This is a genomic window from Ramlibacter pallidus, from assembly GCF_015070875.1.
Classification (GTDB): domain Bacteria; phylum Pseudomonadota; class Gammaproteobacteria; order Burkholderiales; family Burkholderiaceae_C; genus Ramlibacter; species Ramlibacter pallidus.
The window spans coordinates 564,490-590,918 of sequence record NZ_JADDIV010000002.1 but is presented as its reverse complement, the minus strand read 5'-3'; the positions used below and the strand labels follow the sequence as shown (position 1 = coordinate 590,918).

At 70.0% G+C, this 26,429-nt stretch carries 25 protein-coding genes and 1 pseudogene; 13 read left to right on the top strand and 13 right to left on the bottom strand.

Annotated elements, in window-relative coordinates:
- Window positions 1–2 precede the first annotated feature (2 nt).
- The 4 genes from IM787_RS07720 to IM787_RS07705 all read right to left on the bottom strand — a co-directional run bounded on the left by IM787_RS07720 (window position 3) and on the right by IM787_RS07705 (window position 3,675).
- Window positions 3–479: an FKBP-type peptidyl-prolyl cis-trans isomerase gene (locus tag IM787_RS07720; RefSeq protein ID WP_193676054.1), complete on the bottom strand. Its 477-nt coding sequence runs from the start codon at window positions 477–479 to the stop codon at window positions 3–5.
- Window positions 476–1,717 (bottom strand): MFS transporter, encoded by a 1,242-nt coding sequence (locus IM787_RS07715; RefSeq protein ID WP_227494162.1) that lies wholly within the window; start codon window positions 1,715–1,717, stop codon window positions 476–478. The genes IM787_RS07720 and IM787_RS07715 overlap by 4 nt, the downstream gene beginning before the upstream one ends.
- Window positions 1,718–1,818: 101 nt before the next feature.
- Window positions 1,819–2,586: a fumarylacetoacetate hydrolase family protein gene (locus IM787_RS07710; RefSeq protein ID WP_193676053.1), complete on the bottom strand. Its 768-nt coding sequence runs from the start codon at window positions 2,584–2,586 to the stop codon at window positions 1,819–1,821.
- A 27-nt stretch (window positions 2,587–2,613) separates the two neighbouring features.
- The gene (locus tag IM787_RS07705; protein WP_193676052.1) at window positions 2,614–3,675 is read right to left on the bottom strand and encodes a ketopantoate reductase family protein; all 1,062 of its coding nucleotides are present in this window, start codon (window positions 3,673–3,675) and stop codon (window positions 2,614–2,616) included.
- Between the two features lie 276 nt (window positions 3,676–3,951).
- Between IM787_RS07705 and IM787_RS07700 the strand changes: the two genes are divergently transcribed.
- Entirely contained in the window at window positions 3,952–5,613 is a 1,662-nt protein-coding gene (locus IM787_RS07700; protein WP_193676051.1) for a DUF6600 domain-containing protein, read from the top strand.
- A 10-nt stretch (window positions 5,614–5,623) separates the two neighbouring features.
- On the opposite strand, the gene fusA is transcribed toward IM787_RS07700, so the two are convergent.
- Window positions 5,624–7,675: an elongation factor G gene (gene fusA / locus IM787_RS07695; protein WP_354004370.1), complete on the bottom strand. Its 2,052-nt coding sequence runs from the start codon at window positions 7,673–7,675 to the stop codon at window positions 5,624–5,626.
- A 215-nt stretch (window positions 7,676–7,890) separates the two neighbouring features.
- Between fusA and IM787_RS07690 the strand changes: the two genes are divergently transcribed.
- The 5 genes from IM787_RS07690 to IM787_RS07670 are packed head-to-tail and all read left to right on the top strand — an operon-like array spanning window position 7,891 to window position 13,025.
- Window positions 7,891–9,249 carry a glutamine synthetase family protein gene (locus IM787_RS07690; protein ID WP_193676049.1) on the top strand — a complete coding sequence of 453 codons (1,359 nt, stop codon included), beginning with the start codon at window positions 7,891–7,893 and terminating at the stop codon, window positions 9,247–9,249.
- Complete coding sequence (locus IM787_RS07685; protein WP_193676048.1) at window positions 9,249–9,749, top strand: GNAT family N-acetyltransferase; 501 nt, start codon at window positions 9,249–9,251, stop codon at window positions 9,747–9,749. Before IM787_RS07690 ends, IM787_RS07685 begins: the two co-directional genes overlap by 1 nt.
- On the top strand, window positions 9,746–10,879 hold the full coding sequence (locus IM787_RS07680; RefSeq protein ID WP_193676047.1) for an iron-containing alcohol dehydrogenase: 1,134 nt from the start codon (window positions 9,746–9,748) through the stop codon (window positions 10,877–10,879). The genes IM787_RS07685 and IM787_RS07680 overlap by 4 nt, the downstream gene beginning before the upstream one ends.
- Window positions 10,879–11,655: a gamma-glutamyl-gamma-aminobutyrate hydrolase family protein gene (locus IM787_RS07675; RefSeq protein ID WP_193676046.1), complete on the top strand. Its 777-nt coding sequence runs from the start codon at window positions 10,879–10,881 to the stop codon at window positions 11,653–11,655. The genes IM787_RS07680 and IM787_RS07675 overlap by 1 nt, the downstream gene beginning before the upstream one ends.
- On the top strand, window positions 11,652–13,025 hold the full coding sequence (locus IM787_RS07670) for an aldehyde dehydrogenase family protein (RefSeq protein ID WP_193676045.1): 1,374 nt from the start codon (window positions 11,652–11,654) through the stop codon (window positions 13,023–13,025). Before IM787_RS07675 ends, IM787_RS07670 begins: the two co-directional genes overlap by 4 nt.
- Window positions 13,026–13,045: 20 nt before the next feature.
- Here the strand turns inward: IM787_RS07670 and IM787_RS07665 are convergent, their stop codons facing one another.
- The 5 genes from IM787_RS07665 to IM787_RS07645 all read right to left on the bottom strand — a co-directional run bounded on the left by IM787_RS07665 (window position 13,046) and on the right by IM787_RS07645 (window position 18,961).
- Entirely contained in the window at window positions 13,046–13,831 is a 786-nt protein-coding gene (locus IM787_RS07665) for a fumarylacetoacetate hydrolase family protein (protein ID WP_193676044.1), read from the bottom strand.
- 79 nt (window positions 13,832–13,910) lie between these two features.
- The gene (locus tag IM787_RS07660; RefSeq protein WP_227494161.1) at window positions 13,911–15,170 is read right to left on the bottom strand and encodes an acyl-CoA desaturase; all 1,260 of its coding nucleotides are present in this window, start codon (window positions 15,168–15,170) and stop codon (window positions 13,911–13,913) included.
- 11 nt (window positions 15,171–15,181) lie between these two features.
- Window positions 15,182–15,508: a metalloregulator ArsR/SmtB family transcription factor gene (locus tag IM787_RS07655; protein ID WP_193676043.1), complete on the bottom strand. Its 327-nt coding sequence runs from the start codon at window positions 15,506–15,508 to the stop codon at window positions 15,182–15,184.
- A gap of 80 nt (window positions 15,509–15,588) precedes the next feature.
- Window positions 15,589–15,963 carry a nuclear transport factor 2 family protein gene (locus IM787_RS07650; protein ID WP_193676042.1) on the bottom strand — a complete coding sequence of 125 codons (375 nt, stop codon included), beginning with the start codon at window positions 15,961–15,963 and terminating at the stop codon, window positions 15,589–15,591.
- Window positions 15,964–15,967: 4 nt separating this feature from the next.
- Window positions 15,968–18,961, bottom strand: a complete 2,994-nt coding sequence (locus tag IM787_RS07645) for a DNA topoisomerase III (RefSeq protein ID WP_193676041.1) — start codon at window positions 18,959–18,961, stop codon at window positions 15,968–15,970.
- A gap of 128 nt (window positions 18,962–19,089) precedes the next feature.
- Here IM787_RS07645 and IM787_RS07640 point away from each other — a divergent pair.
- From IM787_RS07640 to IM787_RS07625, 4 genes and pseudogenes are all read left to right on the top strand, one after another.
- A pseudogene (locus IM787_RS07640) lies at window positions 19,090–19,557 on the top strand (SET domain-containing protein); the annotation flags it as partial.
- Window positions 19,558–19,568: 11 nt separating this feature from the next.
- Window positions 19,569–20,330, top strand: coding sequence for a biotin--[acetyl-CoA-carboxylase] ligase (locus IM787_RS07635; RefSeq protein WP_193676039.1), 762 nt, complete (start codon window positions 19,569–19,571; stop codon window positions 20,328–20,330).
- 10 nt (window positions 20,331–20,340) lie between these two features.
- On the top strand, window positions 20,341–20,997 hold the full coding sequence (locus IM787_RS07630) for an SPOR domain-containing protein (protein ID WP_193676038.1): 657 nt from the start codon (window positions 20,341–20,343) through the stop codon (window positions 20,995–20,997).
- 14 nt (window positions 20,998–21,011) lie between these two features.
- Complete coding sequence (locus IM787_RS07625; RefSeq protein ID WP_193676037.1) at window positions 21,012–21,671, top strand: glutathione S-transferase family protein; 660 nt, start codon at window positions 21,012–21,014, stop codon at window positions 21,669–21,671.
- Here IM787_RS07625 and IM787_RS07620 read toward each other — a convergent pair.
- The 3 genes from IM787_RS07620 to IM787_RS07610 all read right to left on the bottom strand — a co-directional run bounded on the left by IM787_RS07620 (window position 21,656) and on the right by IM787_RS07610 (window position 24,366).
- Window positions 21,656–23,131 (bottom strand): sensor histidine kinase, encoded by a 1,476-nt coding sequence (locus tag IM787_RS07620; protein ID WP_193676036.1) that lies wholly within the window; start codon window positions 23,129–23,131, stop codon window positions 21,656–21,658. The genes IM787_RS07625 and IM787_RS07620 overlap by 16 nt on opposite strands.
- 7 nt (window positions 23,132–23,138) lie before the next feature.
- On the bottom strand, window positions 23,139–23,810 hold the full coding sequence (locus tag IM787_RS07615; RefSeq protein ID WP_193676035.1) for a response regulator: 672 nt from the start codon (window positions 23,808–23,810) through the stop codon (window positions 23,139–23,141).
- Window positions 23,811–23,892: 82 nt separating this feature from the next.
- Complete coding sequence (locus IM787_RS07610) at window positions 23,893–24,366, bottom strand: MarR family winged helix-turn-helix transcriptional regulator (RefSeq protein ID WP_193676034.1); 474 nt, start codon at window positions 24,364–24,366, stop codon at window positions 23,893–23,895.
- A gap of 143 nt (window positions 24,367–24,509) precedes the next feature.
- Between IM787_RS07610 and recA the strand changes: the two genes are divergently transcribed.
- From recA to IM787_RS07595, 3 genes are all read left to right on the top strand, one after another.
- A complete protein-coding gene (recA, locus tag IM787_RS07605; RefSeq protein ID WP_193676033.1) occupies window positions 24,510–25,571 on the top strand; it encodes a recombinase RecA in 1,062 nt (353 codons plus the stop codon).
- Between the two features lie 13 nt (window positions 25,572–25,584).
- The gene (gene recX / locus IM787_RS07600) at window positions 25,585–26,034 is read left to right on the top strand and encodes a recombination regulator RecX (RefSeq protein ID WP_193676032.1); all 450 of its coding nucleotides are present in this window, start codon (window positions 25,585–25,587) and stop codon (window positions 26,032–26,034) included.
- 64 nt (window positions 26,035–26,098) lie between these two features.
- Window positions 26,099–26,398 (top strand): hypothetical protein, encoded by a 300-nt coding sequence (locus tag IM787_RS07595; protein ID WP_193676031.1) that lies wholly within the window; start codon window positions 26,099–26,101, stop codon window positions 26,396–26,398.
- The last annotated feature ends 31 nt before the right edge of the window (window positions 26,399–26,429 follow it).

Here is a 26,429-nt window from a genome sequence, read left to right as displayed (position 1 = left end):
TCCTAGTGGTGGTGGCCGTGCTCGCCGTGCACGTGGCCGTGCTGGATCTCTTCGCCGCTGGCCATGCGCACGCCGGTGACCTTCAGCGTGAACTTGAGTGCCTTGCCGGCGAGCGGGTGGTTGCCATCGAGGTGGACTTCGGCGCCCTTGATCTTCATGACGTGGAACACGTGCGGCTGGCCGTCGTCGGTGCGGCCTTCGAGCTGGCCGCCGACCTTCACGCCCGGCGGGAACTCGCTCTTGGGGATGACGCGCACGAGCGCTTCGTCGCGCTCGCCGAAGGCGTCGGCCGGCTGCAGGTCCAGCGTGGTCTCGTAGCCGGCCTCGTGTCCTTCCAGCGCTTCCTCGATCTTGGGCAGGGTGTTGTTGTAGCCGCCGTGCAGGTAGACCATGGGGGCCTTGCTCTGCTCGATCAGCCGGCCGTTGGCTTCCGCCACCTTGTATTGCAGGGTGACGACGGTGTCTTTCGCGATTTTCATGCCGCCGATTGTGACGCTTCGCCCGCGGCCCTGCTGGCCGGCGGCGGACCCGGCAGGAAGCGGAACAGCGCCAGGCCGAGCAGGAGGAAGGAGGCGATGGCACCGAACACGGCGGTGTACGTCTCGATGCGCAGCGCGGCGGCCGCGGACGCGGCCAGCCCGGTCAGCCACTGCATCAAGGCGACGCCGAGGAACATCGCCATCGTGAAGACCGCCATGGCCCGTCCCGTCATGTGCGCCGGGTAGGCCGCGCGCACGTCCGCGTACTGCATGACCATGTAGCCGGAGACGATGCCGATGCCGAGCGCCAGCGCCACCTCCGGCACCGCGGACAGGGGCAGCGCCATCAGCGCGAAGAGAGCGATGCAGGCCAGCGTGAAGCCGGTGATCCAGCGGCGGCGCCGCACGTCGCCCGGGTCCAGCCGGCCGAACAGCGGCGGCCCGACGATGCCCAGCACCGACAGGGCGACGGCCACGTGGCCGCTGCCCACCAGGCTGAAGCCGTAGCGGTCGATCAGCAGCGGCCCCAGCCAGAGGCCGCGCAGCGACAGGAAGGAGGCATAGGTGAAGAGCGCGAGGCCGATGATGCCCAACGTGTGCGGCAGCCGGAACAGCTCGCCGTAGCCGCGCAGCGCCGCCATGACCTTGATGCGTTCGCCGGCGGGTGCCGCGGAGTCCTCCCGCACCAGCAGCAGGATCGCCAGCCACGCGAGGGAGGCGCATGCGGCCAGCGCGACGAAGCCCGCCCGCCAGCTCCAGGCCTCGATGATCCAGGCCAGCGGCGTGCCGGTCAGCAGCAGGCCCACCGATCCGATGCCCAGCGCCGCGCCGTTCACCTTGGCGTAGTCACCCGCGGGGAAGCGGCGCGCGATGAAGACGGTGCAGACCAGGAAGGCCGGCGCGCAGCCGATGCCGGTGAGGGCCTGCCCGGCGATCAGTCCGGCGTAGCTGTCGGCGCTGGCCGTGACCAGCGCGCCCACCACCGTCAGCGGGAACACGGCCAGCACGGTCTTGCGCACGCCGTAGACGTCGATGCCCATGCCCATGAACAGCTGCAGTGCGCCGAAGGCGAAGTGGAAGGCGCCCGCGAACAGGCCGAGCTGCTGCGGCGAGAGGCCGAAGGCCTGCTGCAGCGGCGGCGCCATGATGGCGGCAGCGGTGCGGAAGGCCTGGCTGAGGGCGAAGCCGGAGATCAGCACCAGCAGCATCAGCCACGCGGTGCGCTGCGGGTTGGACATGGCAGGGAAGGGGCCGGTGGATTTCAGGAACGGCCGAGTTTAGGCGGCCTTGCACCGGGACGCAGCGGGCCGCACGGTCCCCGCCGCGACGATGGAGGGTGCTACAGCCGGACCTCGGCTTCGCCGATGCCGTCGAACGCCACCCGCACCGTGTCCCCTGGGCGCGCCTCCAGCAGGCCACACCAGGTGCCGGTGCTCACCACGGTGCCCTGCGGCACCGTCGCGCCATGGCGCGTGACGTGCTGCAGCCACTGCGGCAGCAGCCACGCGGGGTCGGCCAGCGAGTGCGTGCCGGTGAAGGTTTGCGGCGGGCCGTCGCCGATGCGGACTTCGCAGCGCTGCGCGGCCCAGTCCCGGGCCTCGTACGGTGTCCAGGCACCCAGCACCAGCGCCCCGTGCGACTGCAGGTCCGCCAGCTTGAGCAGCGGCGCGGCCGAGCGCGCCTGCCTCCAGCGCGAGTCGACGATCTCGATGGAGACCGCCATCGCCTCCACCAGCGCGCCGGCAGGGCCCGGCGGCAGTCGCGCCGCGTGCGCGGGGCTCACGTCGCGCGCCAGGCACAGGGCCACTTCGGCTTCGATCCAGCGCACGTTGAAGGGGATGCCGCGCATGTCCGCCGGGCTGCGCAGCACGTGCTGCGGTGGCAGCGGTGCATGGGTGAGCACCGCCGCGCGCGACGGCCCGCCCGATTTCCAGTGCCGCGGCACGTCCTCGCCGAACCACCCGCTGCCCCGCGCCACCTCGGCCTGGACCGCATAGGCCTCGTCGGCGGACTGGAGCAGCGCCTCCAGCGGCGCGGCGTCGACGGGCTGCTGCTGCCGGCGTGCCTGCAGCAAGGCGGCAGCGACGCTGGCGACCTGGCGGTTCATGGGAGCTCCCGGAGTGGAGCGTCGATGCTACTTGGCCTCGGCACGGTTGGCGTGAAGCCGGGTGTCCACCAGGTCGACGATGCGGTCGATGACCGGGTGCCGCAGGCCCAGCTGCCGGGCGACCAGCTGCACCAGCTTGTCGGCGCGCTCGATGTACGGCGCGCCGTTCTGGAGAGCGCGCGCCGCCGAGGCAGGGCGCGTCAGGCTGGCCGCGGCCGCGGCGTATTTCTCGAAAGGCACGAGGTCCTCGTCGCGGGCGCCCAGCCGCACGCAGACGTCGTAGACGAAGTCGTAGACCGATTTCGACTCGGCCAGGTCCGTGTGCACCGCCTCCTGCGCGGTGCGCATGCCGTCGGGCGTGATGCAGCGGTAGTTGCCGGCCAGCAGCATCGACCACTTGGCCAGCGGCACGAAGATGGACTCGGACAGGCGCAGCTTCACGGGCAGCTCGATCGGGCCTTCGGGCGCCGCGAAGCGCACGGCATCGACGTCGCGCTCCAGCTGGCGCAGCAGCGCCGTGTGCTTCGGATCGTCGAAGCGCGCCACCTTGAAGTTCGTGGGCAGCGTCACCTGCAGCACGTTCACCGGCTGGTCCGGCGGCCGCACGGCCTGCGGGTCGGGGCTGCAGAGGGTGAGCAGGCGCGGGTCGAAGGCGTCCCAGACGCTCGCATCGGTGTACGCCGGCTTCAGTGCGTCCGCGTCCAGGCCGGGGATGCGGCGCAGGTAGGGCAGGGGCGGCATGTTCATGATCGACATGCAGGGCACGCGCGAGCGCGCCACCTGCTCCAGCAGCTCCCGCACGCCGGGCGACCGGTACTGCGGCTCCTGCATGGCCAGGCCGACGAGGTCGAAGTCCGCGGGGCTCACGTCGCCGGTGCCGGCGGCGGACACCTTGCCGGGCAGCTTGCGCGAGTCGATCTCCACCGGTTCGGCACGCCCGCGCACCGGCATGCGCACGCGGAAACCCTCGGCATTGATGAGGTCGGCTTCCGCCGGCAGGCACACGAGCGTCACCTCGTGGCCGGCGAACAGCAGCTTCGACGCGAGAAGGGAGCCGTACGAGGCGCCCAGGATCAGGATCTTGCTCATGTCTTCGTCTCCTCCGGTGGTGGCATGCCAACGATTCGGCCGCGACCGGGCGCCACGGTACGCCCCGGGCGGGCCGGCGCCAAGGTGAAACGGTTTTGCCTGAAATGGACGGAGTGGGCCGGAACCCGCCGGTCCCGGGCGGGTCGCGCGGGCTTCGTTAATTCGTCACGCGGCGGCCAAGCCTGGCGGTGCGGCGTTGCGCAATTTACGATGGGTTTACCGCGCCGGTCCACGCTCGCGCGTTGAGGGACGATGAAGTCCCGCCACATGAGCCCCATGCACTCCACAGCCTACCGCCGTTTCGTGCGCAGCCTGCCCTGGGCCGCTGCGCTGCTGCTGTTCTGGGTTGCCGCGTCCGCCTTCGCGCAGCAGGATGCGGACCCTCCGGCGCGGGTCGCGCACCTCGGTGCCCGCGAAGGCAGCGTGGTCTTCGCTCCGCAGGGGGAGGAAGACTGGATCGAGCTGCCCCAGAACCGGCCGCTCACCACCGGCGACCGCCTGTGGACCGATCGCGGCGCCCGGGCCGAGCTCCAGCTCGGGTCCGCGACGGTGCACATCGGCAACCAGAGCCACCTGGGCTTCAGCGCCCTGGACGAGCGGGTCGCGCAATTCCTGCTGCAGCAGGGATCGCTGAGCGCCCGCGTGCGCGAGCTGACCCAGGGCGAGAACTTCGAGGTCGGCACGCCCAACCTCGCGCTGCGGGCGCTGCACCCCGGGGAATACCGTCTCGACGTCGCGGCGGATGGCCGCGACACGCGCGTGACGGTGCTCAGCGGCACGGCGCAGGTGTTCGGCGAAGGCGGCCAGTCGGTGCAGCTCTCGGCCGGGCAACAGGCGGCCTTCACCGGACGCGCCCTGCAGCACGTGAACGTTCCCCGCCAGGCGCAGGACGCCTTCGGTGCGTGGGCCGCAGCGCGCAACCGTGCCGAAGACCAGGCGATCGCCACCCGCTATGTCCCGCGCGGCGTGGTCGGCGCCACGGCGCTCGACGGCCACGGCACCTGGAGCCAGGACCCGGGGCTGGGCCCCGTCTGGTTCCCGCAGGTGACGGTGCAGGACTGGGCCCCCTACCGCCATGGCCGGTGGGAATGGATCCAGCCCTGGGGCTGGACCTGGATCGACGACGCGCCCTGGGGCTTCGCGCCGTTCCACTATGGCCGCTGGACGATGATCGCCGACCGCTGGGCGTGGGTGCCCGGCCGCATGACGAGCCGGCCGGTCTATGCGCCGGCGCTGGTGGTGTTCGCGGGGGGTGGCGCCCAGTTCAGCATCGGCACCGGGCCGGCCGTGGCCTGGTATCCGCTGGCACCCGGCGAGGCGTGGTGGCCCGCGTACCGCACGTCCCCGCGCTACGTGAACTTCGCCAACTTCAACATCAACCTCGACGCCTACCCGCGCCACTACGGCAACCACGTGTGGCGGCAGCGTCCGCACGCCATCACGGCGGTGCGCGAGGAAGACTTCCGCCGCGGCCGCCCGGTGCACCGCCACTGGCAGCCGGTGGCGCCGCAAGGCATCCATCGCGCCGAGTTCGGCGTCGCCCCGGCACGGCCCGAAGGGCGGCGCGAACTGCCGCCGGCGGTGCAGGAGCAGTACCGTGCCCACCGTGAACAGGAGAGGCTGCAGCGCGATGCCGAACGCGACGCGCGCTGGCAGATCCGCGAGGCCGAGCAGGTACGCCGCCAGCAGGACCCGCGCTTCCAGTACGAGCAGTCGGTGCGCCCGCAGCAGGATGCGCCGATCCGCCAGCCGCGCGACCGCGATGGCTGGCACCAGCGGGACGACCGCGTCCGCCCGCTGCAGAGCGCGCCGCAGCCGCGGTACCAGCCGCAGGCGCCGCTCCAGCGCGAGGATGGGCGACGCGGGTCGGGCCGCGGCGAGGGCCGTTGGGAGCGCGACGACGGGGACGGCCGTGGCCGCGGGTGGCAGCAGCGCTAGGACCGCGGCGCTATTCGTCCCGCACCTTGTACTGCGAGGCAAGCTCCGCCTGCACGGCCGGCGGCACCGGTTCATAGTGGCTGAAGGCCAGCGTGTACCGGCCCTGCCCGCCGGTGAGCGAATTCAGCCGTGACTGGTAGCTGGCCAGCTCCGACAGCGGAGCCTGGGCCAGCACCGTCAGCGCGCCCGCGGTCGCCGACTGGGTGCCGCTGACCTGGCCCCGCCGCGCGGCGAGGTCGCCCGTGATGTCGCCCATGTGCTGCTCGGGTGCCGCGATCTCGACGTCGACGATGGGCTCCAGCACGCAGGGCCGCGCCGCCTGCACCGCCGCGACGAGCGCCTTCCGGCCGGCCGTGACGAAGGCGATCTCCTTGCTGTCCACGGTGTGGTGCTTGCCGTCGTACACCGTCACCTTCAGGTCCACCACCGGATAGCCGGCGACCACGCCCTGCTCCGTCGCCAGGCGCACGCCTTTCTCCACGGCGGGCATGAAGTTGTGCGGGATCGCGCCCCCCTTGACCTCGTCGACGAACTGGAAGCCCGCCCCGCGCGGCAGCGGCTCCACGCGCAGGAACACCTCGCCGAACTGGCCGGCACCGCCGGTCTGCTTCTTGTGGCGGTGGTGGCCTTGCGCGGGCGCGGTGATCGTCTCGCGGTAGGCGATGCGCGGCGGCCGCGTCTCGACCTGGCAGTTGTGCACCTCGGTCAGCCGCTCCAGCAGCGTGCGCAGGTGCAGTTCGCCCAGGCCGTACACGACGGTCTCGTTGGTGCTGGCCACGTGGTCCACCCGCAGGCACGGGTCTTCGCTCACCAGCTTCTGCAGGATGTCGTGCAGGCGCTGCTCGTCGCCGCGCCGCCGGGGTGCGATGGCCAGGCCGTGCACCGGGACGGGGAACTCCAGCGGCTTCAGGTGGATGTGCGCGTCCTCGGCCGCATCGTGCAGCACCGCGTCGTAGTGGAGCTCCTCCACCTTCGCGATCGCGCAGACGTCGCCGGGCACCGCCTTCGCCACCTCCCTCAGCTCCTTGCCCTGCAGCATGAAGAGGTGGCCCACCTTGAAAGGGCGCCGGCCGTCGCCCACGTAGAGCTGGCTGTCGCGCGTGATCGTCCCCTGGTGCACGCGGATCACGCCCATCTTGCCGACGTAGGGGTCCTGCGTGATCTTGAAGACATGGGCCAGGACGTGCCTGTCGGGGTCCACCGCCGCCTGGATCGGGCGCGCCGCCTCGCCCTCGCCTTCCAGGAAGGCCGGCGGGTTGCTCTCCGCCGGGTCCGGCAGCAGCCGCTCGATCACGTCCAGCAGCTCCGGCACGCCGGCGCCGGTGCGCGAGGAGACGAAGCAGATCGGCACCAGGTGGCCTTCGCGCAGGGCCTGCTCCAGCGGCGCGTGCAGCTCCGCCGGCTCGACGTCGCCCTCGTTGAGGTAGCGCTCGACGAAAGCCGCGTCCACTTCGACCACCTGTTCGACGAGCGCGCGGTGCGCCTGCTCGACCGAGGAGAAGTCCGGCGGCGGCCCTTCGTCCTTCATCTTCCAGAAGCAGTCCAGCACCCGCTCGCCCCGCTGTGAAGGCAGGTTGAGCGGCAGGCACTCGCGGCCGAACGCCGCCTGGATCTCCTGCACGAGCGACTGCAGGTTGACGCCCTGGCCGTCGATCTTGTTGACGATGACGATGCGGTCGCGCTCGCGCTGCTTCGCCCACTCCATCATCCGCACCGCCATCGGTTCGATGCCGGTGGCGGCGTTGATGACGATGGCTGCGGTCTCCACCGCCTCCAGCGCCGGCAGCGATTGCCCGAGGCAGTCGGCCGCGCCGGGCGTGTCGACGAGGTGCGTGGTGATGCCCCGGTGCGTGAAGTGCAGCAGCGTGGCGTTGAGCGAACGCTGCGCCTTCTTCTCGAGGGGGTCGTGGTCGGACACGGTCGTGCCCCGTTCCACGCTGCCGGGCGCGCCCACCGCCCCGGCCTTCCACAGCAAGGCTTCCGCCAGGCTGGTCTTGCCTGCGGCGCTGGGGCCCACGAGGGCCACGGTGCGCCTCGAGGCGATGTCGCGATGGGTAGCCACCAGACCCTCCTGCAACGATAACCGGGAGGACCATCCTACGCATGGCGCGCACGCGCCGCAATGCCGGCGCCCCGTGGAGCCATCGAGCTCAGCAGCAGGACGCAGCTCGTCGGCATCCGCCGACAACGCGCCACGGCCGTGTCACCCCACGACGGCCGGGAACGCTGTCAAGATGAGGACCGCCGGCACGCGTCGCCGGCAGGGAGCCAGCGCCAGTGTCCAGCCAGAACCATCCCGCACTCGACAAGCTGAAGAAGGCCGGCGCCACCAAGGTCAAGGTGGCGGTGAGCGACATCGACGGCGTGCTGCGCGGCAAGTACCTGCACATCGACAAGTTCGAGGGCGCCGCCAGCGGCGGCTTCGGCTTCTGCGACGTGGTGTTCGGCTGGGACATGCTCGACACGACCTACGACAACACGCAGGTCACCGGCTGGCAGCACGGCTTTCCCGATGCGCTGGCGCAGGTCGACCTGGGCACGGCGCGCAACGTGCCCTGGGACAACGGCGTGCCCTTCTTCCTGGGCGAGTTCGTCAATGCCGACGGCTCACCGCACCCGGTGTGCCCGCGGCAGGTGCTCAAGCGCGTGCTGGCGCGGGCGGAGAAGCTCGGCTTCCAGCCCATGTGCGGCATGGAGTTCGAGTGGTTCAACTTCCGCGAGACGCCGCACACGTGGGCGGAGAAGAACGGCGTGCCGCCGACGCCCATCACCCCCGGCATGTTCGGCTACTCGCTGCTGCGCATGGCGGACAACCCCGGCTTCTTCAACGCGCTCATGGACGAGATGCTGGCGTTCGGCGTGCCGATCGAGGGCCTGCACACCGAGACCGGGCCCGGCGTCATGGAAGTGGCGATCGGCTTTTCCACCGCGCTGGAGCAGGCCGATCGCGCCATCCTGTTCAAGACCGGCGCGCGCGAGATCGGCAAGCGCTTCGGCATCATGCCCAGCTTCATGGCCAAGTGGAGCCAGGACTACCCGGGCTGCAGCGGCCACATCCACCAGAGCCTGTCGGACGGCAAGACCAACCTGTTCTTCGACGGCAATGCGGCGCGCAGGATGAGCCCGCTGTTCGAAAGCTACCTGGCCGGTCAGGTCGCCTGCCTGATGGAGTTCGGGCCGATGTTCTGGCCCACGATCAACAGCTACAAGCGGCTGGTGGACGGCTTCTGGGCGCCGGTGAAGCCCACCTGGGGCATCGACAACCGCACGGCCAGCTTCCGTGTGCTGGCGGGCTCCGCCAAGTCCACCCGGCTGGAGACGCGCTGCCCGGGCTCGGACGTGAACCCGTACCTGGCGATGGCGGCCGTGATCGCGGCGGGCATGCACGGCGTGGAGAAGGGGCTCAAGCTCACCGCGCCGCCGATCACCGGCACCAACCAGGGCAGCGAGAACGTGCCGCGGGCGCCACGCTCGCTGCTGGAAACGACGAAGATCTTCCAGCAGTCGGAGATCGCGCGCGACTGGTTGGGCGACACGTTCGTCGACCACTTCGCCGCCACGCGCGACTGGGAGTGGCGCCAGTGGCAGGATGCGGTGACCAGCTGGGAATTGAAACGCTACTTCGAGATCATCTGATGCTGATCCGCATGCTCGGGCCCGCCGACGCCACGCTGTACCGCGCGCTGCGGCTGCGTGCCCTGCGCGAGCATCCGGATGCGTTCACGTCCAGCTACGAGGACGACCGCCAGCAGCCGGTGGAGGCGGCGGCGCAGCGCCTGGCCACGCACGCCTTCTGGGGTGCTTACCAGCACGCCGAGCTGTACGGCTTCGTCGGGCTGGAGCGGGAGCACCGGCCGAAGAACCGCCACAAGGCCACGGTGGTCGGCATGTACGTCGCTCCCGAGGTCGGCGGGCAAGGGGTCGCGCGCAAGCTGCTCGAGGCGCTCGTCGCCCACGCCCGGCTCAACGGGCTGGAGTCGCTGGTGCTCACCGTGACGGAGGGCAACGCGCACGCGCAGCGGCTGTACGCGTCGGCCGGCTTCCGCTCCTTCGGCGTCGAGCCCGATGCGATCCGCGTGGCGGGCCGCCCCTATGCCAAGAACCACATGCACCTGGACCTGAGCCGCACCCCATGAGCCTTTCGAGCTTCTCCTTTCCCACCGCCATCCAGTTCGGGCCCGGCGCCCGCAAGGAGGTCGCGGCCCACCTGCGCGAACAGGGGCTGAAGCGGCCGCTGGTCGTCACCGACCGCGCGCTGGCCGCGCTGCCGGTGCTGGCGGAGTTCCAGTCGCACCTGCAGGGGCTGGAAGTCGCCGTGTTCTCCGGCGTGTTCGGCAACCCGACCGCCAGCCAGGTGATGGCCGGGGCGGCGGCGTACAAGGCGCACGGTGCGGACTGCGTCATCGGCTTCGGGGGTGGCGCGGCGCTGGATGTCGCCAAGGTGGTCGGGCTGGCGGCGACGCACGAGGGCGACATCATCGAGTACGTGTGGGACCACCCCCAGGTGCGGCCGATCACGCGCGAACTGCCGTACTTCGTCGCGTTGCCGACGACCGCGGGCACCGGTTCGGAGGTGGGCCGCTCCTCGGTCGTGAGCGAAGACGCCACGCACCTCAAGCGCGTGGTGTTCAGCCCGAAGATCCTGGCCCGCAAGGTGTTCGCGGACCCCGAACTCACGCTGGCCTTGCCGCCGCACGTCACGGCGGCCACCGGCATGGACGCTCTCACGCACAACATCGAGAGCTACCTCTCGCCGGCCTACCACCCGCTGTGCGACGGCATCGCGCTCGAAGGGGCGCGGCTGGCGGCACGCTCGCTGCATCGCGCCGTGCACGTGCCGGGCGACATCGCCGCGCGCAGCGACATGATGATGAGCTCGATGATGGGCGCCATCGCCTTCCAGAAGGACCTGGGGGCGGTGCACTCGTGCGCCCATGCGCTGGGTGCCGTGTGCGACCTCCACCACGGGCTGGCGAACGCGTTGATGATCGATGCGGTGCTGGAGTGGAACCACGAGACGGTGCCGGAGAAGTTCGACGAACTGGCGCACGTCTGCAAGGTGCCCGGCGGCGGCCCGGCCTTCGTGCCCTGGCTGCGCACGCTGAAGGAAAGCATCGGCATCAAGGGGACGCTGGGCAGCCACGGCGTGAAGCGCGAACACATCCCGCAGCTGGTCGACATCGCGGTGAAGGACATCTGCCACCAGACCAACCCCCGCCCGGTCACGGCGCAGGATTTCGAGCGGCTGTTCGCCGCCGCGCTGTGATGGACGGCCGGCTGAAGATCGGCATCAGCGCCTGCTTCTTCCACCCCGACGGGGAACGCAAGGCGGCGCCGTCCAAGACGCTGCTGTGGATCGAGCAGTCGACGGCGCACTGGGTGATGTCGCAGGGCGCGCTGCCGGTGATGGTGCCTTCGTTCGCCGGCGAGACCTTCCGCGGCGAGGTGCGGGTGGAAGACTATGCGTCCTGGCTCGACGGCCTCGTGATGCACGGCGGCGCCGACGTCTGGCCCGGCACCTACGGCGAGCAGCCGCTGAAGCCCGAGTGGCACGGCGACCGCGTGCGCGACGAGTACGAGATCGCGCTGGTGAAGGCCTTCTCTGCCGCAGGCAAGCCGGTGTTCGGCATCTGCCGGGGCGTGCAGCTGCTGAACGTGGCGCACGGCGGCACGCTGTTCCAGGACATCACCACGCAGAAGCCGGGCGCGCGCGTGCACCGCGACGCCGCGGCCTACGACCTGAACTTCCACGAGGTGGACATCCTGCCCGGCACGCGCCTGGCGCAGCTGCTGCAGCCGGGCCGGCACCGCATCAACAGCGTGCACCACCAGGGCATCAAAGACCTGGCCCCCGGCTTCCAGGTGGAGGCGGTCTCGCCGGACGACGGCGTGGTCGAGGCCATCCGCCACACCGGCGGACCCTGGATCGCCGGCGTGCAATGGCACCCGGAATTCCACCGCCCCGAACTGGGGGTCGTCGACGACACGCCCCTGCTGCGCGACTTCCTCGAGGCCGCGCGCGCGGCCCGCAACATCCGATGAGCACCTTGAACATCCACAACCCGGCGACGGGCGAACTGGTCATCGCCTTGCCGGCCGACGATGCCGCCGCGGTGGCCGCCAAGGCCAAGATCGCGCGCGCGGCGCAGCCCGCCTGGGCCGCGCGTCCCTTCGCCGAGCGCAAGGCCTGCATCGAGCGCTTCCGCGCGGGCGTCACGCGGGACCTCGAGCCGCTGGCCGCCACGATGACGCGCGAGACCGGCAAGCCCATCAAGATGTCGCGCAACGAGCTGAACGGCCTGCTGCCGCGCATCGACTTCTTCCTGGCCGAAGCCGAGGCCGCGATCGCGGCCGAAACCGTCTTCGACGAAGGCGGCATGCGCGAGCAGATCCAGCACGAGCCCCTGGGGCTCGTCGCCAACATCTCGGCCTGGAACTACCCGTGGTTCGTCGGCTGCAACGTGATCCTGCCGGCGCTGCTCACGGGCAACGCCGTGCTCTACAAGCCGTCCGAGTACGCCACGCTGACCGGGCTGGAGATCGCGCGCCTGCTGCACGAGGCCGGCGTGCCGCGCGACGTGATGGTCTGCCTGGTGGGCGGCGGCGAGGTCGGCGCGGCCCTGCTGGAGCAGAAGGTCGACGGCGTGTTCTTCACCGGCTCGCACGCCACGGGGCAGCGCATCGCGCAGGCCGTGGGCCAGCGCTTCGTGAAGGTCCAGCTGGAGCTCGGCGGCAAGGACCCGACGTATGTCGCCGAGGACGCCGATCCGAAGGCCGCCGCCGAATCGCTGGCCGACGGCGCCATGTACAACACCGGCCAGAGCTGCTGCTCGGTCGAGCGCATCTACGTGCACGAGAAGATCCACGACGACTTCGTCGATGCCTTCGTCGATGCGGTGAAGGGCATGCGCATGGGCGACCCGATGCGCGAGGACACCTACATCGGCGCCATCACGCGCGCGCCGCAGCTCGACGTGCTGGAAGCGCAGGTCGACGACGCCATCGCCAACGGCGCCGCGCTGCTGGTGGGCGGCGAGCGCCGCATCGGCGACGGCAACTGGTTCGACGCCACCGTGCTGGTGAACGTGAACCACGACATGGAGATCATGCGCGAGGAGAGCTTCGGCCCGGTGATCGGCATCCAGAAGGTGCGCGACGACGAGGAGGCCGTGCACTGGATGAACGACACGCGATACGGCCTCACGGCCGGCGTCTACACGAAGGACGAGGACCGCGCCCGGCGCATCCTGTCGCGCGTGCACGCCGGTAGCGTCTACTGGAACTGCTGCGATCGCGTCAGCCCGCGCCTGCCCTGGAGCGGCGTCGGTGACTCCGGTGTTGGGCTCACGCTGTCGAAGTACGGGATCCAGGCGTTCACGCGGCCGAAGGCCTGGCATCTGCGTCGGCCCTGAGCGGCAGGGCCGGCGGCAGCTCAGGTCACCCGCACGCTCAGCACGGGCAGCCCCGCGATCGCGCCTTCCATCACGTCGCCCTTCACCACCGGCCCGACGTTCTCCGGCGTGCCGGAGAAGATGATGTCGCCCGGCTGGAGCTCGAAGGCCATCGACAGCCGGCTGATCTGCTCGGCGACGTTCCAGATCATCTGGTTGAGGTTGGCGTTCTGCTTCACCTGGCCGTTCACGCGCAGCGAGATCGGGCCCTGCGTGTAGTGCCCGACCTGGGCGACGCGGTGGATCGGGCCGATGGGGGCGGAGCGGTCGAAGCTCTTGCCGATCTCCCACGGCTTCTTCTCGTCGCCCATCGCGCGCTGCAGGTCGCGCCGCGTCATGTCCAGGCCCACGGCGTAGCCGTAGACCAGCTCCAGCGCGCGCTCCACCGGCACCTTGGCGCCGCCGCGGTGCAGGGCGGCGACCAGCTCGATCTCGTAGTGGTAGTTGCGGGTCAGCGGCGGATAAGGGTGGTCCGCCGTCGTGCCGGGTGCCACGTACTGGATGGCGTCGGTCGGCTTCTGGAAGAAGAACGGCGGCTCGCGCGTCGGGTCCGAACCCATCTCGCGTGCATGCGCCGCGTAGTTGCGGCCGATGCAATAGATGCGGCGGACCGGGAAGACTTCGCTGCTGCCGACGACCGGCAGCGTGGTCCGCGGCACTTCGAACGCGGCCGTGCCGCCGGCGCCAGCCGTCGTGGCGCAACCCGTGACGGCACTGACGCCGGCCACGGCACCCGCGGCCAGCATGCCCCTGCGCTGGATCTTCATCCTTGTCTCCTTCTGGTGTGTTGGGGGATGAAGCGCCATTGGCGCGCGGACGCGGCGGCGTGTCAATGCGCCGCTTCCCTCAGCGCGGAACGCTGGCGAACCGTCGCAGGCTCTCGAGGCCCGTCGCCGCCGGCAGCCATGCGAGTGCCGCATACCGGTGCAGCGGCGAGCGACGTGCCGTCGCGAGCCAGAGCGCCGGCAGGCCGGACATCCGGAATCCGCCGAGACACCCGGACAGCCGCTGTGCGGCCCGGTCCCTGGTGAAGTTCCCCCCGCCGCCCAGCAGCCACGCGAAAGCGCGCGCGGGCACGGTCACCGAAGGACCGCGCAACACCAGTGGCTCCGGCACACGCCGCACGTCGGACCAGGCCCAAAGCTCGCGCCACGTCGGAACGGCGCCTTGGTCGTCGCCAGTTCGGGCCCCGACGGCATCGAGTGCGCGCAGTTCCACTCTTGGGAGCAACTGGTCCGGCGTCCGAAGATTCCAGGCCAAGCCGCATTTCTGCAGCGCCACCAGCGCCCACCAGCCAGGATCCCACTCCCCGGGGCCTATGCCCAGGCGCGCTGAGCCGGGGAAGGCGTGGTGGTTGTTGTGCCAGCTCTCGCCCATGGTGAGCAGGGAGGTCCAGCGGATGTTGTGTCCCTGCACCGCGGCGCCGTCGACCACATGGTGCATCGGACCGTGGTTGTGGGCGAAGTAGCCTATCAGCCAGTGGCCGAACACCCCCGCGGTGATCCGGGCGCAAACGCCCCAGACCACGAAGGACCAGCCCCCGATCGCAAGAAGCAGCACCGCCAGGGGAAGCTGCTGCCATCGCCAGGTGCGCTCGAGCCAGCGGTAGAACGGGTCGTCGGCGATGCGCGCCTCGACGGCGATGTCGGGCGGCGCATCGAGCTCCAGTTCGCAGTGCAACTGCCACCAGGCATCCGTCCAGAATCCGCTGCCGTGCCGCAGATACGGGTGGCAGTGGGGCAAGCGCTGCGCGAAGTCGCGCAGCTCGTGCTGGCGCAGGAGCCCGATGGGACCGGCAAGCCCAACTTGCACGCCCAGCCAGACGAGCGTGCGTTCGAGCCAGCGAGGACAGCCGAAGCTGTCGTGGATCATCTTCCGGTGGCTCCCCAGCGAATGGCCCAGCAGCAGCACCGTCCCGGTGGCGATCAGGAACACGGCCACCGCAGTCCACGAGAAGGTGGCCGCCCCGCCGACGACCGCGATGAGACCCATGCCCGTGAACCAGAGCGACTTGCCGGGCGACCAGCGCACCGTCCCCCGCACGACGCTCGCGGAGGGATGGGCCTGGACCCTGTGGTGCTGCATGCTCTCAGGCAGTCCGTGCATCTCGTTCTCCTTCAGGTGGTTCCGCCCTGGCGTGCCCGCGCCAGCGCACGCGATTCCCGCTTCAAGGGCCGCGCCGTGGGGCAGACTTCGAAGGCATAGCCGGCCAGGCTGTTCACGAGCGCGTCGCGCTCCAGCCGGTAATAGACGTACTGTCCCCGCCGCTCGCTGGTGACGAGCCCTGCCTGCTCGAGGACGGACAAGTGGCGGGAGACGGCGGGTGTGCTCATCGCGAAACGCGCGGACAGGTCCGACGTGGTGAGTTCCGCTTCCGAGAGGTAAGCGAGGATCTGCCGCCTGGGGCCCGAGGCAAGGGCTTCGAAGATGCGGTCGAGGGACATTTCAGCTATTAACGAATTGGCTAATAGCTTATCTGTCGTTCGCCACCCGTCAAGCCGTCCCGACGGGCGGCCGTGGCAGCTCAGGGCTGCACGGGCACGAACTGCTTCGGGTCGTAGAAAAACTTCTCTTCGCGAATGCGCTCGCCTTCCCAGCGCTGGTACGCGAGCTCCTCGATGCGCCGCTTGCTGCCGTCGTGGCCGGTGAATTCGAAGATCCAGCGGATCACCACGTGGTCGCCGTTCACGAACACCGGACGCACGCATTGCGACGTCACCGAAGCCGCGAGGGACAAGGCCCTCGCCTCGTTCGCCACCAGCTTGTCGCGGCCCACGCGTGGCGGCTCGTTGTTCTCCTGCATCGAGGCGTCCTCGGTGTAGAACTCCTCGATGGCCTCGACGTGCGCGTTGGATTCGACGCGCGCGATGAAGCTTTCCAGCGTGGCGGCGCTCGGCATGCGGCTACTCCGAAGTCAGGTGCTTGCCGACGATGCCGGCCAGCTCGAACATGGTGACCTGGTCCTTGCCGAACACGGCGCGCAGCTTGGCGTCGGCGTTGATGGCGCGCTTGTTGGTTGCGTCCTGCAGGCCCTGCGCCTTGATGTAGTCCCAGATCTTCTTGATCACTTCGGTGCGGGCCAGCGGCTCGCTGCCCACCACCGCCGCCAGCTCGGCGCTCGGCTTCAGGCCCGGCCCCGTCTTGCGTGGCGCGGCGGCCTTCTTCGCCGCCGCCTTCTTCGCGGGCGCGGCCTTCTTCGCGACCACCGCCTTGGCGGCCTTCGCCGTCGCCTTCACGGCCGGACCCTTCTTGCCGGCGGCGCGGGAGGCCGCCGTCGTCTTCGTCGCGGCGCCCGCCGTTTTGCGCGGCGGGAACTTGCTGGCGCGCGGCTCGAACTCGAAGTTCACCTTGCCGGCGTCGGCATCCCAGGCCAGGAAGGCCTTGAAGGGCCGGCGCGTGCGCATGGAGACGAACTTGTCCAGCAGGTCGGTCTTGCCGGTGGCCAGCAGCTTGGCCATCTGCTCGCGCTCCACCGGCTGCTGCAGGATGATCTTGCCGCTGCGGAAGTCGCAGGTGGGCGTGGGATGTTCCTGGGTCGGCACGGCACGCTCGCAGACGTAGTTGCTGCCCCACTCGAAGACGCGGGCGCCGCACTTGGGGCAGGGCCCCAGCGGCTCCTGCGCGGAAAGGTCGACCACCTCGCCGGTCTCCGCGGGGTTGTCTTCCTTGCCGAAGTCGAACTCGAGCTTCCAGTTCTTCTCTTCCTCGTCGAACTTCAGGGCCAGTTCGGCGGTGAAGGGCCAGCCCGCCTTGGAGCGGAAGCCCTGCAGCGGGCCGATGCGCTTGTCGCGCAGGAAGGTCTCGACCTCGTCGAGCTCGAACGCGCGCCCGGCGGGGATCTTGGTGAACGAGAAGCCGCAGGGCTCCTTGCCCTTGCCGCCCACGCAGTTGTAGCGGCGGTAGGTTTCCATCACCACGCCGCCGCAGTTGGGGCAGGGGGTCTTCAGCGTCGCGTAGTCGCCCGGCACCGTGTCGCGGTCGTACTCCTTGGCCTTCATGACGATGCGCTTCGTCATGTCGGCGATCTCGTGCATGAACTGGTCGCGCGACAGCTTGCCGTGCTCCATCTGCGCGAGCTTGTACTCCCATTCGCCGGTCAGTTCGGGCTTGCTCAGCTCCTCCACGCCCAGGCCGCGCAGCAGCGTCATCAGCTGGAAGGCCTTGGCCGTGGGGATCAGCTCGCGGCCTTCGCGCAGCATGTACTTCTCGTTGATCAGGCCTTCGATGATGGCCGCGCGCGTGGCCGGCGTGCCGAGGCCCTTCTCCTGCATGGCCTCGCGCAGCTCGTCGTCCTCGACGAACTTGCCGGCGCCTTCCATGGCGCCGAGCAGCGTCGCTTCGCTGTAGCGCGCCGGCGGGCGCGTCTTCAGGCCCTTGGCCTCGACCGTCTCGGTGCGGACCATCTCGCCCGGCTTCACCGGCACGAGGTTCTGGCCCTTGTCGCCTTCCTTGGCGTCCTCGACTTCGGCCGCCGCTTCCTTGCCGTAGATCGCCAGCCAACCCGGCTTGACGAGCACCTTGCCCTCGGTCTTGAACTTGTGGCCCACGACTTCGCTGATGCGCGTGGTCACCTGGTACTCGGCGCTCGGGAAGAACACCGCCAGGAAGCGCCGCACCACCAGGTCGTAGAGCTTCTGTTCGGCGTCCGAGAGGCCGCTGGGCGCCTGCAGCGTCGGGATGATCGCGAAGTGGTCCGACACCTTGCTGTCGTCGAACACGCGCTTGATCGGCTTGACGTAGCCTTCCTTCACCGCCTGCGCCGCGAAGGGCGCGAGGTGGCGCATGCCGCTGTCGGCCAGCATGCCCATGGTGTCGTGCACGACCTTCACGTAGTCCTGCGGCAGGTGGCGCGAGTCCGTCCGGGGGTAGGTCAGCGCCTTGTGGCGTTCGTACAGCGACTGCGCCAGTGCCAGCGTCGTCTTGGCCGAGTAGCCGAAGCGGCCGTTGGCTTCGCGCTGCAGCGACGTCAGGTCGAACAGGCCGGGCGCGGCCTGCGTCGTCGGCTTGGATTCCTCGGTGACGGTGGCCGCCTTGCCGCGCACGGCATCGGCGATGGCGCGCGCATCCTTCTCGTTCCAGATGCGGTCGGCGCGCTTCTCCGGGTCTTCCGGGTCCTTCTTCCAGCTCGGGTCGAACCACTTCCCGGGGTACTCGCCCGCCTCGGCCAGGAAGGAGCCGTGGATCTCCCAGTAGTCGCGGCTGACGAACTTGCGGATCTGCTCCTCGCGCTCGACCACGATGGCCAGCGTCGGCGTCTGCACCCGGCCCACGGTGGTCAGGAAGAAGCCGCCATCGCGCGAGTTGAAGGCCGTCATCGCGCGCGTGCCGTTGATGCCGACCAGCCAGTCGGCTTCGGAACGCGACCGGGCGGCGTGCGCCAGGCCGGCCATCTGCTGGTCGCTGCGCAGCTTGTCGAAGCCGTCGCGGATGGCCTGCGGCGTCATCGACTGCAGCCATAGCCGGCGCACCGGCTTGCGCGCCGGTGCCGCCTTCTTGCCCGCCGGCTCGCCCTCGTTGCCGAAGGCGTACTGCTCGATCAGGCGGAAGATCAGTTCGCCCTCGCGGCCCGCGTCGCAGGCGTTCACCAGGTCCGTCACGTCCTTGCGCTTGGCCAGCTTGACCACCGCGTTCAGGCGCGACTTGGTCTTGTCCACCGGCTTCAGGTCGAAATAGGGCGGGATGACGGGCAGGTGGGCGAAGCTCCACTTGCCGCGCTTGACGTCGAATTCCTCCGGCGCGTGGATCTCGACCAGGTGGCCGACCGCGCTGGTGACGATGTACTTCTCGTTCTCGAAGTATTCGTCGTGCTTGTCGAACTTGCCGGCCACGGGCGTCAGCGCGCGGACGATGTCCTGGGCCACGGACGGCTTTTCGGCGATGACCAATGTTTTGCTCACGGATCCAGCAGGCCCCCTTGCGGCGGCCCCTCCTTGGGTGTTCTTACAATCGGCGCTGTTCCTCGCGCGTGTACGCGCACGCGCACACGCGCGTACGCGTACGAATCCAAGTTAACAGAAATTTCTCAATGCCCGCAAAGTCGCCTCCCAAGACCAACCGCCGCATCCAGGTCCGCAAGTCGGGCGTGCACGGCAAGGGCGTGTTCGCCCTGCAAGACATCCCGGAGGGCGAGACGCTCATCGAATATGTGGGCGAGATCATCACGTGGAAGGAGGCCCAGCGCCGCCACCCCTGGAACCCGGAAGACCCGAACCATACGTTCTACTTCCACATCGACGACGGCCGGGTGATCGACGCCGCCCACGGCGGCAATGCCTCCCGCTGGATCAACCATTCCTGCAACCCCAACTGCGAGGCGGACGAGGAAGAAGGCCGGGTGTTCATCAAGAGCCTGCGCAACATCCGGGCCGGCGAGGAGCTGAACTACGACTACGGCCTGATCATCGACGAGCCGTACACCAAGAAGCTGAAGGCGGAGTACCCCTGCTGGTGCGGCAGCAAGAACTGCCGGGGCACGCTGCTGGCACCCAAGCGCCGGCGTTGACCATGCGCTGGCCGGCGGAAGCGATCTGGGAAGCCGTGGCGCCGCTGCTGCCCGGCTTCACGGTGGAGGTCCTGCCGGAGGTCGACTCGACCAGCACCGAGCTGATGCGGCGCGCGCGCGCCGGCCAGGCCGAACCGGTCCTGCTGGTGGCCGAGCGGCAGACCGCCGGCCGGGGCCGGCTGGGCCGTGCCTGGCAGAGCGCGCCCGGGGATTCATTGACCTTCTCGCTGGGCCTGCCGCTGGCGCCGGCGGACTGGGCGGGGCTGTCGCTGGCCGTGGGCGCCAGCGTCGCCGAGAGCTTGCACCCCCAGGTCCGGCTGAAGTGGCCCAACGACCTGTGGGTCGAAGGCCGCAAGCTGGGCGGCATCCTGATCGAGACCGCCAGCTTCGGCGAGGGCGCCGGCGCCCGCTACGCCGTCATCGGCATCGGCCTCAACCTCGCGCCGCGGACGGCGGAAGGCCTGTCGACGCCGCCGGCCGCCCTGCGGGACCTGTGGCCGCAGGCCGACGCACCGGCGGCCCTGGCGCGCCTGTTCCCGGCGCTCGTGCGCGACCTCCAGGCCTTCGAGCAGGCCGGCTTCCGCGCCTTCCACGCCCGCTTCGACGCCCGCGACCTGCTGCGCGACCGCGCGGTCACGCTGAGCGACGGCACTGCCGGCACCGCGCACGGGGTCGGCGAGGACGGCAGCCTGCTGGTGCATACTGCGGCCGGCCTGCAGGCCGTGGCCAGCTCGGAAGTGAGCGTGCGCCCGGCCGCGCCCTGACGTCCCACCCATGCTGCGCCTCATCGTCCTGCTCCTCCTGTTGGCCAATGGCGGTTTCTACGCCTGGTCGCAGGGCCTGCTGCAGGCCTGGGGCGTGGGGCCGGCGCAGCAATCCGAGCCGCAGCGCGTGGCGCAGCAGGTCCGGCCCGAGTCCGTGCGGGTGCTGTCCGCCGACGACATGCGGCGGGTCGAGGCGCAGCTGGCCCAGGCCCCGCGCCCGCCCGAATGCCTGGCGACGCCGGCGCTGGACGAAACCATGGCGGGCGTCGTGCGGACCACCGTCGAGGGCTGGCCCCAAGGCAGCTGGTCGCTGGAGCCCGCCAGCGAACCCGCCCGCTGGATCGTCTACATGGGGCCGTACGCCGGCGTCGAGCAGGTGGCCCGCAAGCGCGCGGAGCTGCGGCAGCTGGGGATCTCGTTCGAGCCCGTGGGCAATCCGCAGCTGGAGCCGGGGCTGTCCCTCGGCAGCCACACCGGCGAGGCGTCCGCGCAGCAGCAGCTGGCCGGGCTGGCCGAGCGCGGCGTGCGCACGGCGCGGGTGGTGCAGGAGCGCCCCGAGCAGCGCGGCGTGCGCCTTCTGCTGCCGGCGGTGGACGATGCCCTGCGGCCGCGCCTGGAGGAACTCAAGACCGTGCTGAGCACGAAACCCCTGCGGCCCTGCCGCTGACCCTGGAGACCGTGATGTCCATGAAGCTGTATTTCTCCCCCGGTGCCTGCTCCTTCGTGCCGCACAGCCTGCTGGAGACGGCCGGCGCGGCGTTCGAGCCGGTGATGGTCAAGCTGCACAAGGGCGAGCAGAACGAGCCTGCCTACCGCGCGGTCAATCCGCGGGGCCAGGTGCCCGTGCTGGTCGACGGCGACGCCACGATCACGCAGATCGTGGCCATCGTCACCTGGCTGGACGCCAAGTTCCCCGAGCAGCAGTTCCTGCCGAAGGACCCGTTCGCGCGCGCCAAGGTGCTGGAGACCCTGGCCTGGATGAACAACACCGTGCACCCGACCTTCACGCACGTGTTCATGCCGCACAAGTTCGCCGGCACCCCGGACACCCAGGCGGAGCTGAAAGCCTTCAACGGCAAGACTTACGCGGGGCTGCTGCAGGAGATCGAGGACATGGCGCGCAAGGCGGCGGAAAAAGGCCAGCCCTTCCTCGGCGGCGACAAGTTCGGCCCGCTCGACGCCTACGCGCTCACCCTGCTGCGCTGGGGCGGCTTCGCGCAGATCGATCCCGAGGGCTATCCGGCGCTTTGGGCGCACGTGCAGAAGGTCGCGCAGCTGCCCGGCGTGGCCCGCGCGATCGAGCGCGAGCGCCTGCAGATCAACCTCTACAAGGCGGCCTGAGCGGCCTCGTCCGCGGTGGTCTGCGCCGCCGCGGCGTCGAAGCGCACCGTCACGCGGGTGCCGGGCGGCACCTGCCCCGGCCGGGCGTCGTCCAGCTCGATGGAGGCTCCGTGCTGGCGCGCGATCTCCAGAACGATGGGCAGGCCCAGCCCGGAGCCGTCGACGTTGGTCCCCAGCGTGCGGTAGAACGGCTGGAACACCAGTTCGCGCTCGGACACCGGGATGCCCGGGCCGGTGTCCTCCACCTGCAGCAGGAGCACCTGGCCGAACGGGTCCGCCAGCACGCGCGCGGTCACCACGCCCGGCTGCTGCGGCGTCGAAGGCGTGTAGTTCACCGCGTTGTCCAGCAGGTTGCGGATCATCTCCTTGAGCAGCGTCGCGTTCCCCTGCACCGTGACGCCGGGCGCACCCGGCTGCGAGCCGTCGTAGCCCAGGTCCAGGTGCTTTTCCATCGCGCGCGGCACCGTGTCGCGCACCGCCTCCACCGCCAGCGCGGCGAGGTCGCAGGGCTGGCGCACCAGGGCCTTGCCGCTGCTTTCGGCGCGCGCCAGCGACAGCAACTGGTTGACCGTGTGGGTGGCCCGCATGCTGGAGCGGCCGATCTGCTTGAGCGACTGCTTCAGCTCCTCCGCGTTGAAGTGTTCGCGCTGCGCGAGGTCCGCCTGCATGCGCAGCCCGGCGAGCGGCGTCTTCAGCTGGTGCGCGGCGTCGGCGAGGAAGCGCTTCTGCGTGGCGATCGAGCCCTTCAGGCGCGTGAGCAGGTCGTTCACTGACGACACCAGCGGCGCGACTTCGAGCGGCACCACCTTTTCGTCCAGCGGGCTCAGGTCGTCGGGCTTGCGCGCGCGGATGCGTTCCTCCAGCTCCGACAGCGGCTTGATGCCGCGCACCAGCGCCAGCCAGACCAGCAGCACCGCCAGCGGCAGGATCACCAGCTGGGGCAGCATCACGCCCTTGATGATCTCGGTGGCCAGCACGGAGCGCTTCTCGCGCGTTTCGGCCACCTGCACCAGCGCCGGCTGGGCGCCCGGGAGGTCCAGCCGCACCCAGGTGTAGGCCACGCGCACGTCGAGGCCGCGCATCTCGTCGTCGCGCAGGCGTGTCTCGCCGGGTCCCGGTGCTTCGCCGGCGGGCGGCTGCGGCAGGTCGCGTTCGCCGGAGAGCAGTTCGCCGCGCGAGCCGAGCACCTGGTAGTAGAGGTGGTCGGAATCGTCGGCGCGCAGGATCTCGCGCGCCGGCTGCGGCAGGTTGAAGGCGACGCGCTGGTTCTGCACGGTCACCAGCTGCGCCAGCGCCTGCACGTTGTATTCGAGCGCGCGGTCGAAGGGCTTGCCGGCGATGCTCTGCGCCACCAGCCAGGTGAGCGCCAGGCTCACGGGCCACAGCAGCAGCAGCGGCGTGAGCATCCAGTCGAGGATCTCGCCGAACAGCGAGCGCTGCTCGCGCTGGAAAATCTTCATGCGCTGCCTATGGGATCTTCTCCAGACAGTAGCCCAGCCCGCGCACGGTGGCAATGCGGATCGGGCCCTTCTCGATCTTCTTGCGCAGGCGGTGGATGTAGACCTCGATCGCGTTGTTGCTCACTTCCTCGCCCCATTCGCACAGGCGCTCCACGAGCTGGTCCTTGCTCACCAGCCGGCCAGCCCGCTGCAGCAGCACCTCGAGCAAGCCGAGTTCGCGCGCCGAGAGCTCCACCATCTTGCCGTCGATGGTGGCGACGCGGCCGGCCTGGTCGTACTGCAGGGGGCCGTGCTTGATGGTGCTGCTGGTCGCGCCCATGCCGCGGCGGGTCAGCGCCCGCACGCGCGCTTCCAGCTCGGACAGCGCGAAGGGCTTGGCCATGTAGTCGTCGGCGCCCAGGTCGAGGCCCTTCACGCGTTCCTCGATCGCGTCGGCCGCGGTGAGGATCAGCACCGGCATCGTCGACCCTCGCGCGCGCAGCTTGCGCAGCACTTCGTGGCCGTGCATCTTCGGCAGGCCCAGGTCCAGGATCAGGAGGTCGAACTCGTTGTTCGTCATCAGCGCGGCATCGGCCTCGGAGCCGCTGCCCACGTGGTCGACGGCGGCGCCCGACGCGCGCAGGCTGCGCAGCAGGCCGTCGGCCAGCACCTGGTCGTCTTCGGCGATGAGGATCCGCATGCTTGTCTCCTGGTGGGGCGCCTTCGTGGCGGGCGCTTCGCGGAAATTCTAGGCCGGGCGACCTACGCCCGACTGACGCACATCATGCGTTACCGCCGGCATAGGCTTCCAGGCCGATCTTGACCACCGTGGCGACGTCGGCGCCGACCTCCGCGCGGAACTCGCGCTCCGCCTGCGCCACCGCCTCGCGGAAAGCCTGCAGCCACAGCAGGCCCGTCGGCGTGAACTGCACGACACGGGCACGGGCGTCGCGCGGGTCGGGCTCGCGCGTGACCAGCCCCCACGCCTCGCACTGGTCCACCAGGTCGCCCATCGCCTGCTTGCTCATGCCGGCCTTCTGCGCCAGGTCCGTCAGGCGCGTGCCCTGCAGGTCCAGGTGGCGGGTGATGTGGATGTGCGCGGCGCTGATCTGCGCCCGCGCGGCCAGGTTGGACAGGGCCAGCGGCACGTCGATGTTGTGTGCCATGAGGTGCAGCACGCGGTCGTCGAAGCGGCGCATCGCGTGGCCGAGCAGGCGGCCGAGGTGGGTGAGGCGCCAGCCGGCGTCCGTGGTCATCGCCAGATCGTAAGGCAAACTGACCAAAAAACCTGTTGTCCGCGCGGCACCTCGGTCGTTACATTACTGGCCATGCATCCAGCCTGTTCGTTGAACCAGTGGGTGCCAACCAACCCAAGTCATTGATGCGCAAGGAGAAACCCATGGATGCCCAGGTCAAAGGTACCAAGATCGCCCCCTCCGCGGACACCGAAAAGGCCAAGGCCCTGCAGGCCGCGCTGGCCCAGATCGAGAAGCAGTTCGGCAAGGGCACCATCATGCGCCTGGCCGAAGGCGAGAAGATCGAGGACATCGAAGTCGTCTCCACCGGCTCGCTGGGCCTGGACATCGCCCTGGGCGTCGGCGGCCTGCCGCGGGGCCGGGTGATCGAGATCTACGGGCCGGAATCGTCCGGCAAGACCACGCTGACCCTGCAGGTCATCGCCGAGATGCAGCGCCAGGCCGGCACCTGCGCCTTCGTCGACGCCGAGCACGCGCTGGACGTGCAGTACGCCCAGAAGCTGGGCGTGAACGTGTCCGACCTGCTGATCTCCCAGCCCGACACCGGCGAGCAGGCGCTCGAGATCGTCGACAGCCTGGTGCGCTCCGGCGCCGTCGACCTGATCGTCGTCGACTCCGTCGCCGCCCTGGTGCCCAAGGCGGAAATCGAAGGCGAGATGGGCGATTCGCTGCCCGGCCTGCAGGCCCGCCTGATGAGCCAGGCGCTGCGCAAGCTGACCGCCACGATCAAGAAGACCAACTGCATGGTCATCTTCATCAACCAGATCCGCATGAAGATCGGCGTCATGTTCGGCAGCCCCGAGACCACCACCGGCGGCAACGCGCTGAAGTTCTACGCCTCGGTGCGCCTGGACATCCGCCGCACCGGCACCATCAAGAAGGGCGAGGAAGCGATCGGCAACGAGACCAAGGTGAAGGTCGTGAAGAACAAGGTCGCGCCCCCGTTCAAGACGGCGGAGTTCGACATCCTGTTCGGCGAAGGCATCAGCCGCGAAGGCGAGGTCATCGACATGGGCGTGGCCAACCAGGTGCTGGAGAAGTCGGGCGCCTGGTACGCGTACAACGGCGAGAAGATCGGCCAGGGCCGCGACAACGCCCGCGAGTTCCTGCGCGAGAACCCCGAGCTGGCCCGCGAGATCGAGAACAAGGTGCGCGAGCAGCTCGAGATCCCGCTGCTGCCCGCCGACGTCGCCGAGGCGGAATAAGGGCCGGCCCGCGATGGCCTTCGGGCAACTGTCGGTCAAGGGGCGGGCGCTGAAGCTGCTGGCCGGGCGGGACTACTCCCGCGTCGAGCTGGAACGCAAGCTGGCGGCCAAGGAGCCCGACCCCGCCGAAGTGAAGAAGGCGCTGGACGAACTCCAGGCCAAGGGCTTCCTCGACGAACAGCGCGTGGTCGACTCCCTGCTGCACCGGCGCGGGCCACGGCTCGGTGCCGGGCGCGTGCGGCAGGAATTGCAGGCCAAGGGCATCGACGCCGAGCGGGTGGCGGTGGCCGTCGCCAGCCTGAACGCCACCGAGTACGAGCGCGCCCGCGAAGTGTGGCGCCGCAAGTTCGGCACCTTGCCGGTCGACGCCGCGCAACGCGGCAAGCAGGCGCGCTTCCTGGCGGCGCGCGGCTTCGGCGGGGAGGTCGTGCGTCGGGTGCTGAACACGCCGGACGACGAATGACGCGGCCATGCCGGGCAGCCGGGCGTGGCGCGGGCCGCCCTGGCCCATGAGGCAGAATCCGCGCATGCAGATCTTCAGCTGGTTTCGGGTGGGCGAAGCGGAAGCCTTCGGCAGGGAGCTGGCCGCCTTCATGGTGCAGGAACATCGCGGCGAACTCGATGCCCTCAACGTCAAGCAGACGAAGCGTGCCACCAAGGTCATGGTCAAGGCGACGCGCAAGATCCAGGAATTTCGCGCCACGCACCGCTTGAACGTCTACCAGAAGTCGAAGCTCGCCAACGCCTTCCTCTGGCAGCTGAAGGATGGCGGCTGGCCGCCCGAGTACGCCGAGCAGGTGACGGAGTGGCTCACGCTGCAGCTCTAGCCGCGGCACCGACGCCCCCGGCGCCTCCGGC